The sequence below is a fragment of the Neobacillus sp. NPDC093182 genome (assembly GCF_044754045.1).
The window spans coordinates 166,408-181,716 of sequence record NZ_JBIVOI010000002.1 but is presented as its reverse complement, the minus strand read 5'-3'; the positions used below and the strand labels follow the sequence as shown (position 1 = coordinate 181,716).

Below are 15,309 nucleotides of genomic sequence, written 5' to 3'. Positions count from 1 at the left end.
CATCCAGAATCATGGATTCGCTTACCGGAGGATTTAAGATAACCCCTGTAAATGTAATGGGCTTTCTTTGACATCCTGACCCTCCTTATCCAACTCTAAAAGCGTCTTTTTCATTTTCTTAGAACCTCTTCGACCATTTCCTCATTAAGCTCCTTCTTCTCCTGTTGTTCAATGGTGATGATTTCAACCCCATGAGACCTGCAGTAAGCCTCTAAATAATTGTACCCAAATCTGGCCAATCGATCTTTATACTCGATAACTAAATATTGAATGGGTTCTTTATCAATAATAGATAGTAAACTTTTTATTCCTTTCCTATTTTCATTAATTCCACTGGCAACTTCTTTGATTACATGTGAAATGGACATTCGGCTGTCTAAAGCAAAAGAGGTGAACCTTCCTACTTGACGATCCAAATTTCCTGTTATCTCTTGTTTTTTTGTAGAAACTCGCGCATAAATGACACAAATGGATGTTGATTTTATCTCAGATTCGACAGCATCCATGCCAATTATCTTTTCTAAATCGCTTTTTAGATACCTTCGGTGCCCCCCGCTTGTTTTATAGACTTTGATTTTACCCTGTTCTTCCCAACGTAATATGGTGGTTCGAGTAATATTTAGAAATTCACGCGCCTGTTTCTGCGATAAAAAAATAGACATAGAGAATCACCTCTATATCTATTTTACTACCATTCAGAATCCCTTTTACAATGTTATTTTGTACAAATTATTACATTTTTTTATATTTTATTGACAGCTGTTTTTACCACCTTGACCTGTGTAATGTTAGAAACTTGGCGAACTCACCTCACTGTAAGGAATATATTAAAACAAATCAAAGACCTTTTAGAAAAGTTACACCTTGTCCAAAGAAAGACCGCTATCTAAACACAAGTAGCGGTCTTTCCTTATATATTCAAATCTTAACTACTATTCTAGTCACTGCTTTCATCATCATGGTGGTGATCACGGTCGCTGCTTTCTTTCTGGTCATGCCCGTAAGCTAGTGTTGCGGGGTCCGTTTTGCCAAATGTCAAATACCACGGCTCCGTTAACGGTCCTCCCAGAAGAGCCGGACTCACAAACACATCAAATGTTTTGGTCTTAACGTTGTAGCGACGTACAGAACCTGTATCAGGTCCCAAAGGCTGGCCAGTAACGGCGGGACCCGGTCCTGTTATAGGGACAAACAGTTTGCCGTTTGGACCAAACAGGATTGCCTGCGCAAAGGCGCGGGGCTGTCCGAGGGCATAGAGATCAATCTTGTCAAGAAATCTGCCCTTACGGTCAAAGATAAGAATTTTGTCTGTGTCATTTGGGTCCCTTCTGAAACTGGTGATATAGAGGTTGCCATCAGGACCGAAGACCAAACCTTCCGGACGGTTAAAATCGGGGATGGAATCACCCTCAATGAACACATCAATGAATTCCCCGGTTTTCGGATTATAGCGCACTACCCGTCCACCGAGCTGACCTTCTGCAGTATTAGGGTTATTGCGGACGGACACATATAACAAGCCGTCCGGACCAATTACTACACTTCGGGGGAAAAACTGTACTCCAGGTGGGTGTTCAAGATTCCCCTGAAACACCCCAGTGGTACCATCATATGTCCGCACTTCTCCATTCAGTCCGTTCTGTACAATAGTGTCTGCCACAAACAGAATATTTTGTTTCGAAAGCACGATACCGCGCGGGGCGAAAGGGGCGTTAGGGTCATTGGGATGGACGAGAAATCCTTGAAACTGTCCAGTGTGTCTGTCGTACTTTAAAATGCTTCCATTTTGAGGTGCTGGAGGAGGTGGAGGATCTACGTTTTGGTTAGTAACAAGGAGATTACCATTATGGTCGAAGATAAGCCCTCGGGGACCATTTAAGCCATTGTCACCTGATGGAACAAATCTTCCAAGGAACCTGCCCGATTCTGCATCAAATGTCTTTACGGTGTTGTCGAAGCCGTCTCCAATGTAAAGATAGTCATGTCGTTTCATTCTAGATAAAAACTCCCTTCTATTAATATTGTTTTAGATTTAAAAAATATTTTTAAATCTATTATTAATCTATTCGTTTGAGAGCTTTTTGTATGGGACAACCCCTCTGATAAAAAAACACAATTTTAACTTTAGGTAGTCACGCCTAATGGTCAACTAACTCTTACCTTGCTCCTTTCATTGTAAATAAGATGAGGTAGATGTGAGATGCCTACTTCAATTAAACTGCCCCTGTTATCATGACAGAAGTTGAAGTTAAAGACCCAGCAAAAGTAATTTCGTATATTAATATGAAGGGTGGAGTTGGAAAAACTACTCTTACTAAGGAAATTGGCTATTTTCTTGCAACTAAACGTAATAAAAGAATGTTATTGATTTAGACCCGCAATCTAATTTGTAATATAGACAACTTCCACTGTCCTTTATTATTGTGCTAAAGTGTTATCGTGCTAAAATTCTGACAATTATATTGACAATCAAGCTTTTCTTCACATACAATAATTATTAGAATAAAAATATTTGAATGGACTGATAACCTATGAGGCATCCAAAAACAAAATTTAATCAAGTAATGTTTATAAAAGAGGCTGGACTCCAAATCTAATCTGATATGGAATCCAGCCTCTTTCTTTATTCTAATAAAGTGGTAGAGGAGCGAGAAATATGATCATGCTAACAGGTCAAAGTTTAACATTGGAACAAATGAAAGAGGTTTTATATCGAAAAGAGAAGGTTTTTGCATCGGAAAAAAGTATGGAACTTGTAAAAAAGAGCCGTGAAGCGGTAGAGAAAATCGTTTCCGAGCGCAAAGTAGTTTACGGTATCAATACAGGATTTGGAAAGTTTAGTGATGTATTAATCGATAAGGATCATGTCAGAGATTTACAGCTTAATTTAATACGCTCACATGCGTGTGGTGTTGGTGAACCTTTTCCGGAAATTGTTTCCAAAGCAATGGTCCTTTTACGTGCCAATGCACTTTTAAAAGGGTATTCAGGAGTTAGACCAATTGTGATTGAGAAACTATTAGAGCTGGTTAATAGAGAAATCATCCCAGTTATTCCTCAGCAGGGTTCACTGGGTGCCAGCGGGGATTTGGCGCCGCTCTCCCATTTGGCCTTAGTGCTTATTGGGGAAGGGGAGGTAATTTACAAAGGAAATCGGATGGATTCAATCCATGCGCTTCAAATGGAAGGGATTCTTCCGATAACATTAGAGGCAAAAGAGGGCCTTGCGTTAATAAATGGAACGCAGGCGATGACCGCCATGGGAGTTGTCGGCTATCTTGAAGCGGAACAGCTGGCATTTGAAAGTGAACTTATCGCAGCCATGACAATGGAAGGATTGAACGGAATCATTGACGCGTTTGCAGAGGAGGTTCATATAGCAAGAGGATACCAGCAGCAAATTGACACGGCAGCAAGAATTCGACGTTACCTAAGTGATAGTTTATTAACCAGTGTTCAAGGAGAATACCGGGTTCAGGATGCTTATTCGATAAGGTGTATTCCACAGGTTCATGGTGCTTCCTGGCAGGCACTGGATTATGTAAAAGAAAAATTAGAAATCGAAATGAATGCGGCTACAGACAATCCATTGATATTTGATGATGGGGAAAAGGTTATTTCCGGCGGGAACTTTCATGGGCAGCCGATTGCCTTCGCGATGGACTTTATGAAAATTGCGGTTGCCGAGCTTGCTAATATTTCTGAAAGACGTATCGAGAGATTAGTAAATCCACAGTTGAATGATCTGCCGCCTTTTTTAAGCCCGGAGCCTGGATTGCAGTCAGGTGCGATGATTATGCAGTATGCCGCGGCGTCGTTAGTATCAGAAAATAAAACACTTGCACACCCAGCAAGTGTCGATTCCATTCCCTCATCTGCGAATCAAGAGGACCATGTGAGTATGGGAACGATAGCCTCTAGACATGCTTATCAAATTATCCAGAATGCTCGCAGAGTGCTCGCGATTGAACTAATTTGTGCCATGCAGGCCGTTGAAATTCGCGGGGTAGAAAAAATGGCCAGCCAGACCAAGAAGATGTATGACAAGGGGAGGGAGCTTGTTCCTTCCATAAAGAAGGATCGAATCTTTTCCAAAGATATCGAAAGGGCTGCAGCCGGTCTAAAGGAAATGGACTTAAGGATGTTCATTCAAAATTTTGTTAAATAAGCAAAAAAGGCGTGAAATTCACGCCTTTTATTCTACGTCTTTCGTTTCAACTCTATTCTTAAATGCTTCTTGTACTACAATAAACTCCTCATCCCCAATGGCATCCTTTGAGTGTCTCTCAACTAAGTTATCTTTTGGTAAATTTCCAGGATGACCCTTCTTTTTATGGTTAAAATGTTCTCCACGTGCCAAATTAAACACTCCTTTCGTCTTCGAATGTATCATTCCCAAACGAAGGAAATTTATTAGTGAAGATGAGTAGGAAAGAGTATTATTTACCTTCTATTTTTTCATCAGACTTTGCAGGTTTGCACATACGATCAAGAAGGTAACCAAAAAAAACAACAAAGGCAATCGGAATAGCGTAATTTAACACATGAATGGTTGTCATTGATTAGATTCACCACCATTATTTGAATATTTAGTATATTTTAATGGTGTTTATAATAGATGTCAATTGTCACAAAATAGACAAAATTCACAGGATTTTTTAGTCTTTTTGGAGCATTTTACAAAATCTTTCCCTAGGTAAAATAAACTAATTTCGACTGCAACTGCTTCCTTTTTCCAATAAACTTCCATTTAAATTGTAAAATATAGACATTATGCGAGAATCTTAAGGGGGTTTTTGTAGAAAATTGGAATAAATTGTGTAAAAAAAAGGTTCGAAAAAATAAACTATTTGACAAAATACAACACGTTACTAAAAAAGTACTAGATATAATAAACATAGTAATTATGAATCAGGAAGACTTGTCTATCAAATATACTGAATAATCAATGATTTATGAGCATTTCGAAACAGAAAAGGGCAAACCTATTGAAAAATAGGGACGCAAAGCCGAGGATCTAAGGTATATATTTTACTATGATGGCCGGGCTGCCTGGAATACGAATATGTATTTTGGGAGTGAGTGAGAGTGGCAATAGTTGATTGTATGAAGAATGGAATGGACGCAGAATGGTTAGCTCTTATTTTAGAGGCAAAGGAGCTTGGAATTTCAAAAGAAACAATCCTTAATTTTCTCCATCAGAACGAAGTAGGAGAGGTCGTACTAAAAAATCGTTAAGATACATAAGTGAACAAAGCATACTACAAAAACCAGGTAGTATGCTTTGTTCTTTTATTATTCGTTATTATTTTGGCCAATTCGCCACTTATTGAATTCAATAAAGTCGCGAAATTGTTCTTTTGAAACACCCGAATCCATCGCTTCTTTTACAATGCTCATCCAATCGCTATCTAATTCTTCTTTATTAATGTGTTCATTTATTAGATGATCAACAGGTACGTTTAATACAGAAGAAATCTTTTCAAGGAATTGAATAGATGGATTTCTTTGCAGGTTTCTTTCTAGAGAGCTTAAATAAGATTTAGCAACTCCAGCTTGCTCGGCAAGTTCTGATAATGACATCTTTTTTTCTAACCGCAGTTTTTTTACACGATCACCTATCATGGGCTCACACACCTAATTTTTATTATTACTATAATAATTTTATCAGAAAAGCTGAAAAAGTTCCATATTAAGAACGGCCTATTATGACAAAAATATTTCTCGAAATCAAAAACTTTTTGAAAAAATGTTAGCTTAGCGATAATATTAAAATGTGTTTCCAATTCTATAAGAATACATAAAAATAATATAAAAAGGTTGGGAAGATCATGATTGTCCTTAAATCACAGCGGGAAATTGAGAGAATGAAAAAAGCAGGGGAAATTCTTGCTTCATGTCATAAAGAAATTGCAAAAATGATTAAACCAGGTATAACAACTTGGAAAATTGATGAATTTGTGGATGATTATCTTTTAAAACACAATGCTGCCCCACAGCAAAAGGGCTATAAGGGCTATAAATATGCCACATGTGCGAGTATTAACGACGAAGTATGCCATGGATTCCCAAGAAAGGAACCGTTAAAGGAAGGCGATATCGTAACCATAGATATGGTCGTCAATTATAATGGAGGGTTAGCGGATTCAGCATGGTCTTATGCTGTTGGGAAAGTCGCAAAAGAAACAGAGCATTTATTAAAAGTTACAAAAGAGGCACTGTATAAAGGAATTGAACAGGCAGTCCCTGGAAATAGGATTGGAGATATTGGTCATGCTATTCAAACCTATGTTGAAGGGGAAGGCTTATCGGTTGTTCGTGATTTTATTGGTCATGGAATTGGTGCCGTCATTCATGAAAAACCCGATGTACCACATTATGGACTGCCTGGAAAAGGTCCTAGAATAAAAGAAGGTATGGTATTTACGATTGAGCCAATGGTCAATATCGGTATGTATCAAACAAAAATGGATAGTAATGGCTGGACAGCTAGGACGATTGATGGTAAATATTCTGCTCAATATGAACACACCATTGCCATCACCAAGAATGGTCCGATTATTTTAACTGAACAGGAAAAATAAAAAAACAGATCCTTGGGATCTGTTTTACTTATTTTTGCGAAGGTTTCCTAATTCTTCGACCAAAGCCTGCATTTCGTTAGGGCTAAAAGAAGGTTTTTTCATAACCATCTCATAAATCTCTTTTAATTCCTCGTACATTTCTTCATCAAAGTGTGAAGGTTTAATGGCTCCTAGATTTAATACCTTTAATTTTTCTTTTATTTGTTCAATCATATACTCCACATTTTCAACTGTTTTCTCTGATAAATTCATCCCGTCACCCTTTCAGTATTCGTAACTTTATCTTTCCACTTTCGTTGATGGATGTCAATCTAAACTTGTTTTAATGCTTCTATTGATGGGTAATAAAATAATAGGATTAAAATATGGTCATTTCTTGCATTTGGCAGGAAGCTTAAAGCAAAATATAAAGTGGAGTATATTGGTATTATTTACATGGTGACGAAAAGAATGATAAAAACATTTTGGAAGGAGAGGTTAAAAAAATGGGTAAAAATTTATTTTTGAAAGGCATGTTCTATGGTGCCTTAGCAGGTGGAGCACTAAGCTTATTAGATAAAAAAACACGTCAGGATATGAAGGTCAATGTAAAAAAAGCGTACGAGCAAGTTTCTTATATTGTTCGCCATCCTGGAGAAATCACGGAAAATGTTAAAGAGAGTGCTGAAAAAATTAGAAACACGATTGAGCAGGTCAGCGAGGACATTTCTTACATTACAGGAAAAGTGGACGAACTCCGTGAGTTAACGCCCCAAGTAAAAGAAGTGATCAAGGAAACGAAAAGTACTTTTTCAAAACATGAAGATTCAACACTCGTCGAAGATTTATTAAAAGAGGTTGATGTGGAAGAAGTCTCAGCAGAGAAATAAGAATATGAATGGAATACGTATGAAGGAGAGGTGAGAAAATGGAGAAAACAGTGAATGTCCGCAAATCCTTGTTCAGACTGTTATGGCACCGGATTGAAGAAGATGACATACCAGGGTTATCCGCTCAGCTCGCCTATTTTTTTCTTCTATCACTGTTTCCACTTCTTATTTTCATTTTTACGTTACTGCCATATCTGCCCATTCCATACCCCGATTTTTTAGGGAGTATTAGAGAGTTTGCACCCCCGCAGACTATGGATTTAATCGAAAAAAATGTTAACCATGTGATGAATAATCGCAATGGAGGTTTGCTTTCCTTTGGGGTTATTGGAACGATTTGGTCTGCATCCAATGGAATTCATGCCTTGGTTAGGGCTTTTAACAAGGCATACAATGTAAAAGAAAGCCGTTCTTTTATCGTTTCTAGAGGTATGGCCATCGTGCTGACGATAGGGATGATTTTAGTTTTTATGGTTGCTGTATTACTTCCGATATTCGGAAGGGAAATTGGAATTTTTCTTTTCTCTTATTTAGGTTTCAAGCTGGAATTCCTCCGTATTTGGGAAATGTTACGATTAGTCGTCAGTGCGCTAATATTATTTATTATTTTTACTGGATTGTATTGGATTGCTCCCAATGTTAAATTACGCTGTAGAAGTGCATTCCCAGGAGCTGGTTTTGCAACCGTTGGCTGGATCCTTTCCTCCTATGCTTTATCTTTCTACGTAAGTAAATTTAACAATTTTTCACTGACCTATGGAAGTATTGGGGCCATTATTGTATTGCTCATTTGGTTATACATTTCAGGGTTTATAATCATAATCGGCGGCGAGATAAATGCTTTCTATAGTGAGAAAAATAAATCAAACTGTTAAAATTTTTCATTATGAAAAATTCCTTATTGCAAACAATAAAGGTGGGGAACAGACAACCAAATAGGGGGGCTCACCATGACTAAACATACAAAAAAAGATGGCGGTACAAAACAAAAGGGTAAAGGCAGTAAAGGAAATAAAACTTCAGGATCTGCAAACGGAAGCAATGGATACCATTAAATAGAACCGGGCTTAGCCCGGTTCTTTAATTTTTGGCTGTGTTAAAGCTAAATGTTAACACAGCCTAATTTTTTAAAAGCCTTAAACTGTTAAGAATCACAAGAATCGTACTGCCTTCGTGCCCAATTACACCAAATGGCAAATCCAGCAATTGAAAAAAGTTAGATGAAATTAAGACCATGATTACCGTGATAGAGAAGATAACATTTTGTTTAATAATTGTGTTCATCCTTTGTGAAAGATGAATGGCTTCAGCAATCCTTGGTAAATCATTTTTCATTAGAACCACATCCGCGGTTTCAAGTGCCACATCTGAACCTTCCCCCATGGCAATTCCAACATTTGCAACCGCTAATGCTGGGGCATCATTAATGCCATCCCCAACCATCGCAATCGTTCCGTATTTCTCCTTCAGCTTTTTAAGCTGCTCCACTTTTTCTTCAGGCAGACATTCTGCATAGAACTGATGCACATGACTTTCTTCTGCAATCGCATTTGCTGTTTTCTCACTATCGCCAGTAAGCATAACCGTGTAAATACCTTGTTTCTTTAAATGATCGATGGCCGTCTTTGTTTCTTGTCTAACCACATCTTTTAAAGCAATCATCGCAGCTAAACAATCGTTAACTTGCACAAATACAAGAGTATTCCCTTGGCTGGCAAGGTCAGCTGCTTTGCCGTCAGCAAATGTTAGAGCGGCTTCTCTGCCAACAAAATCAGCCTTGCCTATTTTCCACTGTTCCCCAGATATTTCTGCTTTCAAACCCCATCCTGAGACATCTTCAAGGTTTTCTGGGTGAAGAAGGTCTCGGTCAAGATTGGCTTTCACATATTTGACAATCGATTGTGCAAGAGGATGATTGGATTGATTTTCAATTGAAGCTGCTTTCCATAATAGCTCGGCTTCCTCAAAGTCTTCATGGATGATAATTTCAGTAACTTCAGGTTTCCCTTTCGTCAGCGTTCCAGTTTTGTCGAAGGCAATGGCTTTCAAGTGGCTTAGATTCTCCAAATGTACGCCGCCTTTTACTAAAATCCCGCGTTTTGCACCATTTGAAATGGCTGACAATGTTGCTGGCATAATGGAAGCAACAAGGGCACAAGGAGAAGCAACAACTAATAAAATCATGGCCCGATAAAAGGATTCATTCCAGGTCCAATCCAGTAAGAAGTAGGGCAGGAACATCATCAATAAAACGGCAGCTAATACGGTTTTTACATAGGTACCTTCAAACTTTTCGATAAACAGTTGTGATGGAGATTTTTCACTCTGAGCTGATTGTACGAGCTCAATGATCTTGTGAAAAAGTGTTTCATTACTAGCTTTTGTTGTTTGAACAGTAATAGCGCCTGTTAAATTGACCGTCCCAGCAAACACTTCTGTCTCTAGTCCTTTTGAGACGGGCATTGATTCACCTGTAATGGCAGCTTCGTCAATGTTTGTATGCCCCTTCTTAATGACACCATCTGAGGGAATTCTTTCCCCAGGCTTAACAAGTATGTGGTCGCCGACTTTCAGCTCGGAAACAGGTATACGCCTTTCCACACCGTTGTTAATAACAAGAGCTTCTTCAGGCTGCAGCTTCATTAGTGAAGAGATCTCTTTATGACTTTTGTTCATCGTATAAGTTTCTAATGCGCCACTAACAGCAAAAATAAAAATTAGAATGGCACCTTCCGTCCAGTAGCCGATAATCGCAGACCCAATCGCTGCAAAGATCATCAGCATTTCGACGTTTAACTGTTTGTTTCCATATGTTGCTTCAATTCCTTCTTTGGCCTTGGCAAAGCCGCCAATCACAAAAGCCAACAAATAAAAGATAATAGAAGCCACATGGTCATTCATTTTGTCGGTAATCCATCCTGTGGCAATGAAAACACCGCTTAAACCAGCAGCAATCAATTCAGCATGAGGTTTAATCTTTTCTATAATACCTACTTTGGGTATTATCTTTGATAATCTCTTAGCATCCGTGCTCATTTTCAGTTCCCTCCCCCTAATTGAGAAAAATAATCAAAATCATTACCCCTAAAAAACACGAAAGCTGTCATCAAAGGAGATGACAGCAGATTTCACAAACAATTATTTATTAAGATTTATTTTAATTTTATCATATAGTTTATGTTTAATATATAAAAATGCTCCAAAAATTAAGAATGATGCTGCTCTGCCATAGAAAATGTCTTTTTCCCAAACACGTAAATAACGATGGATAAGATTAACAGCATCGTACTGATAATATAAAAGAAGCTTATATTTTGGAAAAATTGGATGAAAAGACCGCCAATGATCGGGCCGCTTAAACTTCCTAAGCTAAAAAAGATCCCACATAATAAATTTCCAGTCGCCAGCAGATTCTTAGGGACTAAATCCGTCATATAACTGATTCCAAGAGAAAATGTCGATCCCACTACCATTCCTGATAAAAGCACGGATATGAATAGCCCTATAAAGGATTGTTCAAATATGCTTGCAGCTGAAAAACTTAAGAAACCTAGAAGCAGTACAATCATCAAGATATTCCTTCTCCCATATTGGTCACTAAGGACACCTAATGGAAGCTGGGTGATGATGCTTCCAATGGCAAAGGCAGTTAACACCAAGGAGACACTGGCTACATCGATATTACTTCTTAAAGCGTACACTGGGAAGCTGCCGTTTAAAGAGGATTCTAAAAAACCGTAGCAGAAAGGCGGCAGGAAAGCGACCCAGCCATATTTCATCGTTTTTCTAAAGCGCTTGAAGGTATTGAAAAATGAATTAATTTCGACTTCCTGTTCTGGAAACTCGTTCTTTAAGGCAAATACAAATACCCAGCCGATCAAGCATAAGATAGATGAAACGATAAATGGCAACGACTGATTAACATTTACCAGAGGGGTCATTAAAGGTCCGCTGGCAAAGCCAATCCCAAAAAATAATCCATACAATGAAATATTGCGTCCTCTTTTTTCGCTTGGAGAGGAGGAGGTAATCCAGGTTTGGGTGGCAAAATGTAAGGCATGGTCACCAATCCCGATTAGAGCTCGTAAACAAAACCAAAACCAAAAGGATTTCCACAACGGGAACAATGCCAGTGCCACAACCACCAGTCCACCGCCGACAATAATCGTTGGTTTATAGCCATATTTTCGCAGCGGTGTTTCCATAAAAGGAGAGACAAGAAGAATTCCAATGTAGAGCGCGGTGGCATTTAATCCATTAAGAGAAGAAGAAACTCCGCCTTGTTCAAAAATTACGGCAATTAATGGAAGAAGCATGCCTTGGGAAAAGCCAGAAATCGCAACTATGGTCACCAGAACCCAAAACCGAAAGTTAGTTTTATTCATATATAAACCTCGTTAGTTTGAAAATTGATACCCATTCGATGGTATCGGGAAAATAAAGCATTTGCAAGAAAAATATGCTTCAATCATGTTAAATAGCACAAAAATAGGGAACTCTCATAACGGAGGAATTTTTATACATTTTTGTCATACTTATTTTCTATGTTAGCCAAAGGAGGAGAAACAGTGGAAAAAATATTTATGCTGCTTACATTTATTGGAGTCCCGCTTTCAGTCATTGGGACATTGATGCATTGGCCAACCATGATCCTCTTTATTGTTTACTGTGTTTCAATTATCGCACTAGCCAGTTATATGGGGAGGGCAACTGAAAGTTTGGCGGTTGTTGCCGGACCTCGTGTGGGCGGTCTCCTGAATGCTACCTTTGGAAATGCAGTTGAATTGATCATATCTATTTTTGCTTTAAAGGAAGGATTGGTTGGGGTTGTTCTTGCGTCTTTAACAGGGTCAGTCTTAGGGAACCTTCTCCTGGTAGCTGGATTATCGTTTTTCATTGGAGGGTTGAAATTTAAAAGGCAGACTTTTAACGTACATGATGCAAGGCATAATTCTGGTCTGCTGATGTTCGCTGTGATTGTAGCTTTTGTGGTCCCTGAAGTTTTTTCGATGGAAATGAATGAAACGAAAACGTTAACCCTAAGTATTGGGATATCGATTATTCTTATCTTACTTTACCTTGCAGCACTATTCTTTAAATTGGTTACTCATCGCGGGGTATATCAAAGTGAGAATGCTGAAACACATCATGAGGAAGAACCAGAATGGGGCAAGGGGAAGGCGATTGGTGTTCTTCTAGCCGCTACTTTAGCTGTAGCCTACATTTCTGAGAATCTCGTTCATACCTTTGAATTTGTGGCTGAATCATTTGGCTGGACAGAATTGTTTATTGGGGTAATTATCGTAGCGATTGTTGGTAATGCGGCAGAACATGCCTCTGCCATAGTGATGGCCTTTAAAAATAAAATGGATATTGCAGTTGAGATTGCCATTGGATCCACCTTGCAGATTGCTATGTTTGTTGCGCCAGTGCTAGTCTTAATTTCACTATTCTTTACTGAAACCATGCCGCTTGTATTTACAATGCCTGAATTAATTGCAATGGTAACCTCGGTACTGCTGATGGTTGTCATTTCGAATGACGGTGAATCCAACTGGTTTGAAGGACTCACCTTACTTGCAGCCTATTTCATTATGGGCATAGGATTCTTCCTTCTATAGATAATGTAACGTAAAAAGACTCTGTGCCCTAGGGCTCAGAGTCTTTAATTAATGATTCAATTCGATGTAAGGGTAAATCCATTAACTGTGCTATAATTTAAGCATTATGCGTTTACGGGGTAAAACCAATCGCGTTTCTTGGGACCATCAATCACCAACCTTCATGTTTAATTTATAATAGAAAAACACGAGTGTTGAATTTCATATATGAGTGGAATCCCAACCTCCTTAATGTAAATGGTTCGTCGATTGATTACTGCCCTCCTTTTTTAAGGTTAAGTTTATTATAATTGATTAATCGAATTTTGTAAATGTTCTGATTATTATTTTTTTAAGGAGATACATATGGCATTATTTTATCGGTTTCTTTTCTTTTTTGCAGGTTTATCCATTATGACTTTTGGAGTTTGTTTAACTATTAAAGCAGAGCTTGGGGCTGGGGCTTGGGATGCGCTAAATGTTGCACTTACTGAATGGATAGGTTTGACGATTGGCAGCTGGATTATCATCGAAGGTGCAGTGTTAGTGGTTATAAATTCATTATTGGTAAAAAGAAGACCTGAGCTATTATCGCTATTGACCATCATCTTAATTGGGTCTTTGGTTGATTTATGGATGTTTTTTATATTTGAGTCTTTTGAAGTTTATGGATTAACGCTAAAATTCGTTACCTTAATTCTTGGGATTTTCATTATAGGGCTTGGTGCAGCGATCTATTTACAAGCTAAGTTTCCTTCTAGTCCCATTGATTCTTTTATGATGGCCATTAGAGAACGTTTTAGAGTTAATTTAATGACGGCGAAGACAATTGGGGAACTTGTTGCATTATTTCCAGCGCTTTTGCTCCAAGGACCTATTGGTGTTGGCACCATCATTATTACGTTTACAATCGGTCCCTTTGTTCAGCTGTGTTTTCCTTATTTTGAAAAATTAATGAATCGACTGGCAGATGGGGATTTTCAGGCAAAATATTGAAATATTTTGTGGAAATGGATAAAACTTTTCAACTCCGAAAACACTATGAGCAGACTTATTACTGCTATATTGTGAAAGGAGTTTTTCTTGTGAAAAAATTGTTTCCTGTCGTAGTCACGCTGTTATTATTATTAGCTTTCCTGCCGACAGCCTCTGCTGAAAACAAAAATGCTAAAAAAGCACCTGTAAACTATCAAATACCTCCTTCAGTCCGTAACATTACGAAGGAAAATACGTATCCAAATTCAACACAAGACCTGCCAACTTTGCAGCCTAGTGAATTAACCAAGCAGCTGATCGACTCTTCTAAGGTGAAAATTGAAAATCCGGATTTAATCCGTATGCTAAATGAGACCAGCATTAATAGTACACCCTTTGCCCTTGGTTATCGAGCAATCGTATACTTGGGTCAGTGGCCATTAAATTATGAATCCACAGAAACAGCACCGAACTGGGAGTATCAAAAAATTAATACAAACTACTATGATAATCGCGGCGGGAAGGTACCTTACCAAATTCATTATGTTCAAGAAGCTCAAAAAATTATCCGCGGCGGGTTAACAGCAAAAATTGAAAATGCAGAAGACGTTAAAAAAATGATGCTCTTAAAGGCTATGGAAAAAACTCGTTTACCGCTTGCATTTGATACGATTATCGGTGCAGGAACGAAAAATGATCATGTCTACAATATCCCTGTCAACCGCTTAGGATACTTATATGCTTACGCACCGGCAGTGAATGAAAAAGGAAAAGTTACCTACGGAGAAGTATATTTAATGCTTAAGGGAAATAAAAAAGTAATCGTCGTTAAAAATGTAACGTCACAAGGAATCGGAGCATGGATTCCGGTTCAGGACCATGTTTCATTTGGTTTTGCTGCATCAGAAAGACCAAGATAATGATGGAGAAAGAACTCCTACAAAGGTCGTAGGGGTTCTTTTTTGAAAAAGAGCTGAGGAAAGTGTAAGATAATTGGCATAGAAGGGGGAGAATCAAATTTGGGCAGTCCGACTCATGATAAAAATTCACAAGTTAGTTTTTTAAAGCAGCGTTTAAACATGTTTCTAGATGTATTGGATGCAATCGATCCGGAGGATACGGATCTTGATGACATTGACAACTTAATCAAAATGATTGATGAATTAGAATCAAAGTGTAAAGAATTCAATCATCGCTAAGCACCGGAGTCTGTTTAATTACAGGCTCTATTTTTTTGAAAACCTTTACCTTTAAAAGATTTGTTTATAGGAGTATAATAAT

Annotated in this window: 17 protein-coding genes and 1 riboswitch; of the genes, 10 read left to right on the top strand and 7 right to left on the bottom strand. The window is 38.2% G+C overall.

Features of this window, described 5'->3' with window-relative positions; genetic code table 11:
* Positions 1 to 110: 110 nt before the first annotated feature.
* Together ACIQAA_RS05475 and ACIQAA_RS05470 are read right to left on the bottom strand one after the other, a co-directional pair.
* Complete coding sequence (locus tag ACIQAA_RS05475) at positions 111 to 662, bottom strand: IS607 family transposase (protein ID WP_402616036.1); 552 nt, start codon at positions 660 to 662, stop codon at positions 111 to 113.
* Between the two features lie 275 nt (positions 663 to 937).
* Positions 938 to 1,993 (bottom strand): Vgb family protein, encoded by a 1,056-nt coding sequence (locus ACIQAA_RS05470; RefSeq protein ID WP_402616033.1) that lies wholly within the window; start codon positions 1,991 to 1,993, stop codon positions 938 to 940.
* Between the two features lie 239 nt (positions 1,994 to 2,232).
* Here ACIQAA_RS05470 and ACIQAA_RS05465 point away from each other — a divergent pair, with 239 nt between their 5' ends.
* Both ACIQAA_RS05465 and hutH read left to right on the top strand, forming a co-directional pair.
* Entirely contained in the window at positions 2,233 to 2,373 is a 141-nt protein-coding gene (locus ACIQAA_RS05465) for an AAA family ATPase (protein WP_402616030.1), read from the top strand.
* A 283-nt stretch (positions 2,374 to 2,656) separates the two neighbouring features.
* Positions 2,657 to 4,168, top strand: a complete 1,512-nt coding sequence (gene hutH / locus ACIQAA_RS05460; protein ID WP_402616027.1) for a histidine ammonia-lyase — start codon at positions 2,657 to 2,659, stop codon at positions 4,166 to 4,168.
* A gap of 27 nt (positions 4,169 to 4,195) precedes the next feature.
* Here the strand turns inward: hutH and ACIQAA_RS05455 are convergent, their stop codons facing one another.
* The gene (locus ACIQAA_RS05455; protein WP_306075779.1) at positions 4,196 to 4,360 is read right to left on the bottom strand and encodes a hypothetical protein; all 165 of its coding nucleotides are present in this window, start codon (positions 4,358 to 4,360) and stop codon (positions 4,196 to 4,198) included.
* Between the two features lie 608 nt (positions 4,361 to 4,968).
* Positions 4,969 to 5,056: riboswitch (cyclic di-GMP riboswitch) on the top strand.
* 32 nt (positions 5,057 to 5,088) lie between these two features.
* Here ACIQAA_RS05455 and ACIQAA_RS05450 point away from each other — a divergent pair.
* On the top strand, positions 5,089 to 5,238 hold the full coding sequence (locus ACIQAA_RS05450) for an anti-repressor SinI family protein (protein WP_402616024.1): 150 nt from the start codon (positions 5,089 to 5,091) through the stop codon (positions 5,236 to 5,238).
* A gap of 57 nt (positions 5,239 to 5,295) precedes the next feature.
* Here the strand turns inward: ACIQAA_RS05450 and ACIQAA_RS05445 are convergent, their stop codons facing one another.
* On the bottom strand, positions 5,296 to 5,625 hold the full coding sequence (locus ACIQAA_RS05445) for a helix-turn-helix domain-containing protein (RefSeq protein ID WP_402616021.1): 330 nt from the start codon (positions 5,623 to 5,625) through the stop codon (positions 5,296 to 5,298).
* A 206-nt stretch (positions 5,626 to 5,831) separates the two neighbouring features.
* Between ACIQAA_RS05445 and map the strand changes: the two genes are divergently transcribed.
* Entirely contained in the window at positions 5,832 to 6,584 is a 753-nt protein-coding gene (gene map / locus ACIQAA_RS05440) for a type I methionyl aminopeptidase (protein ID WP_402616018.1), read from the top strand.
* Positions 6,585 to 6,608: 24 nt separating this feature from the next.
* Here map and ACIQAA_RS05435 read toward each other — a convergent pair whose 3' ends face one another.
* Positions 6,609 to 6,836 carry a DUF1128 domain-containing protein gene (locus ACIQAA_RS05435; RefSeq protein ID WP_307197648.1) on the bottom strand — a complete coding sequence of 76 codons (228 nt, stop codon included), beginning with the start codon at positions 6,834 to 6,836 and terminating at the stop codon, positions 6,609 to 6,611.
* A 233-nt stretch (positions 6,837 to 7,069) separates the two neighbouring features.
* Here ACIQAA_RS05435 and ACIQAA_RS05430 point away from each other — a divergent pair, with 233 nt between their 5' ends.
* Together ACIQAA_RS05430 and ACIQAA_RS05425 are read left to right on the top strand one after the other, a co-directional pair.
* Positions 7,070 to 7,453: a YtxH domain-containing protein gene (locus tag ACIQAA_RS05430; RefSeq protein ID WP_402616015.1), complete on the top strand. Its 384-nt coding sequence runs from the start codon at positions 7,070 to 7,072 to the stop codon at positions 7,451 to 7,453.
* A 38-nt stretch (positions 7,454 to 7,491) separates the two neighbouring features.
* Positions 7,492 to 8,328: a YihY/virulence factor BrkB family protein gene (locus ACIQAA_RS05425; protein WP_402616013.1), complete on the top strand. Its 837-nt coding sequence runs from the start codon at positions 7,492 to 7,494 to the stop codon at positions 8,326 to 8,328.
* Between the two features lie 244 nt (positions 8,329 to 8,572).
* Here the strand turns inward: ACIQAA_RS05425 and ACIQAA_RS05420 are convergent, their stop codons facing one another.
* Together ACIQAA_RS05420 and ACIQAA_RS05415 are read right to left on the bottom strand one after the other, a co-directional pair.
* Entirely contained in the window at positions 8,573 to 10,489 is a 1,917-nt protein-coding gene (locus ACIQAA_RS05420; RefSeq protein ID WP_402616011.1) for a heavy metal translocating P-type ATPase, read from the bottom strand.
* Between the two features lie 170 nt (positions 10,490 to 10,659).
* On the bottom strand, positions 10,660 to 11,838 hold the full coding sequence (locus ACIQAA_RS05415) for an MFS transporter (protein WP_402616008.1): 1,179 nt from the start codon (positions 11,836 to 11,838) through the stop codon (positions 10,660 to 10,662).
* Positions 11,839 to 12,036: 198 nt separating this feature from the next.
* Between ACIQAA_RS05415 and cax the strand changes: the two genes are divergently transcribed.
* From cax to ACIQAA_RS05395, 4 genes are all read left to right on the top strand, one after another.
* A complete protein-coding gene (cax, locus tag ACIQAA_RS05410; protein ID WP_402617077.1) occupies positions 12,037 to 13,074 on the top strand; it encodes a calcium/proton exchanger in 1,038 nt (345 codons plus the stop codon).
* 345 nt (positions 13,075 to 13,419) lie between these two features.
* Positions 13,420 to 14,049, top strand: a complete 630-nt coding sequence (locus ACIQAA_RS05405) for a YczE/YyaS/YitT family protein (RefSeq protein WP_402616005.1) — start codon at positions 13,420 to 13,422, stop codon at positions 14,047 to 14,049.
* A gap of 89 nt (positions 14,050 to 14,138) precedes the next feature.
* A complete protein-coding gene (locus ACIQAA_RS05400; protein ID WP_402616002.1) occupies positions 14,139 to 14,948 on the top strand; it encodes a YfkD famly protein in 810 nt (269 codons plus the stop codon).
* A 99-nt stretch (positions 14,949 to 15,047) separates the two neighbouring features.
* Positions 15,048 to 15,227, top strand: coding sequence for an SE1561 family protein (locus tag ACIQAA_RS05395; RefSeq protein ID WP_402616000.1), 180 nt, complete (start codon positions 15,048 to 15,050; stop codon positions 15,225 to 15,227).
* Positions 15,228 to 15,309: the final 82 nt, after the last annotated feature.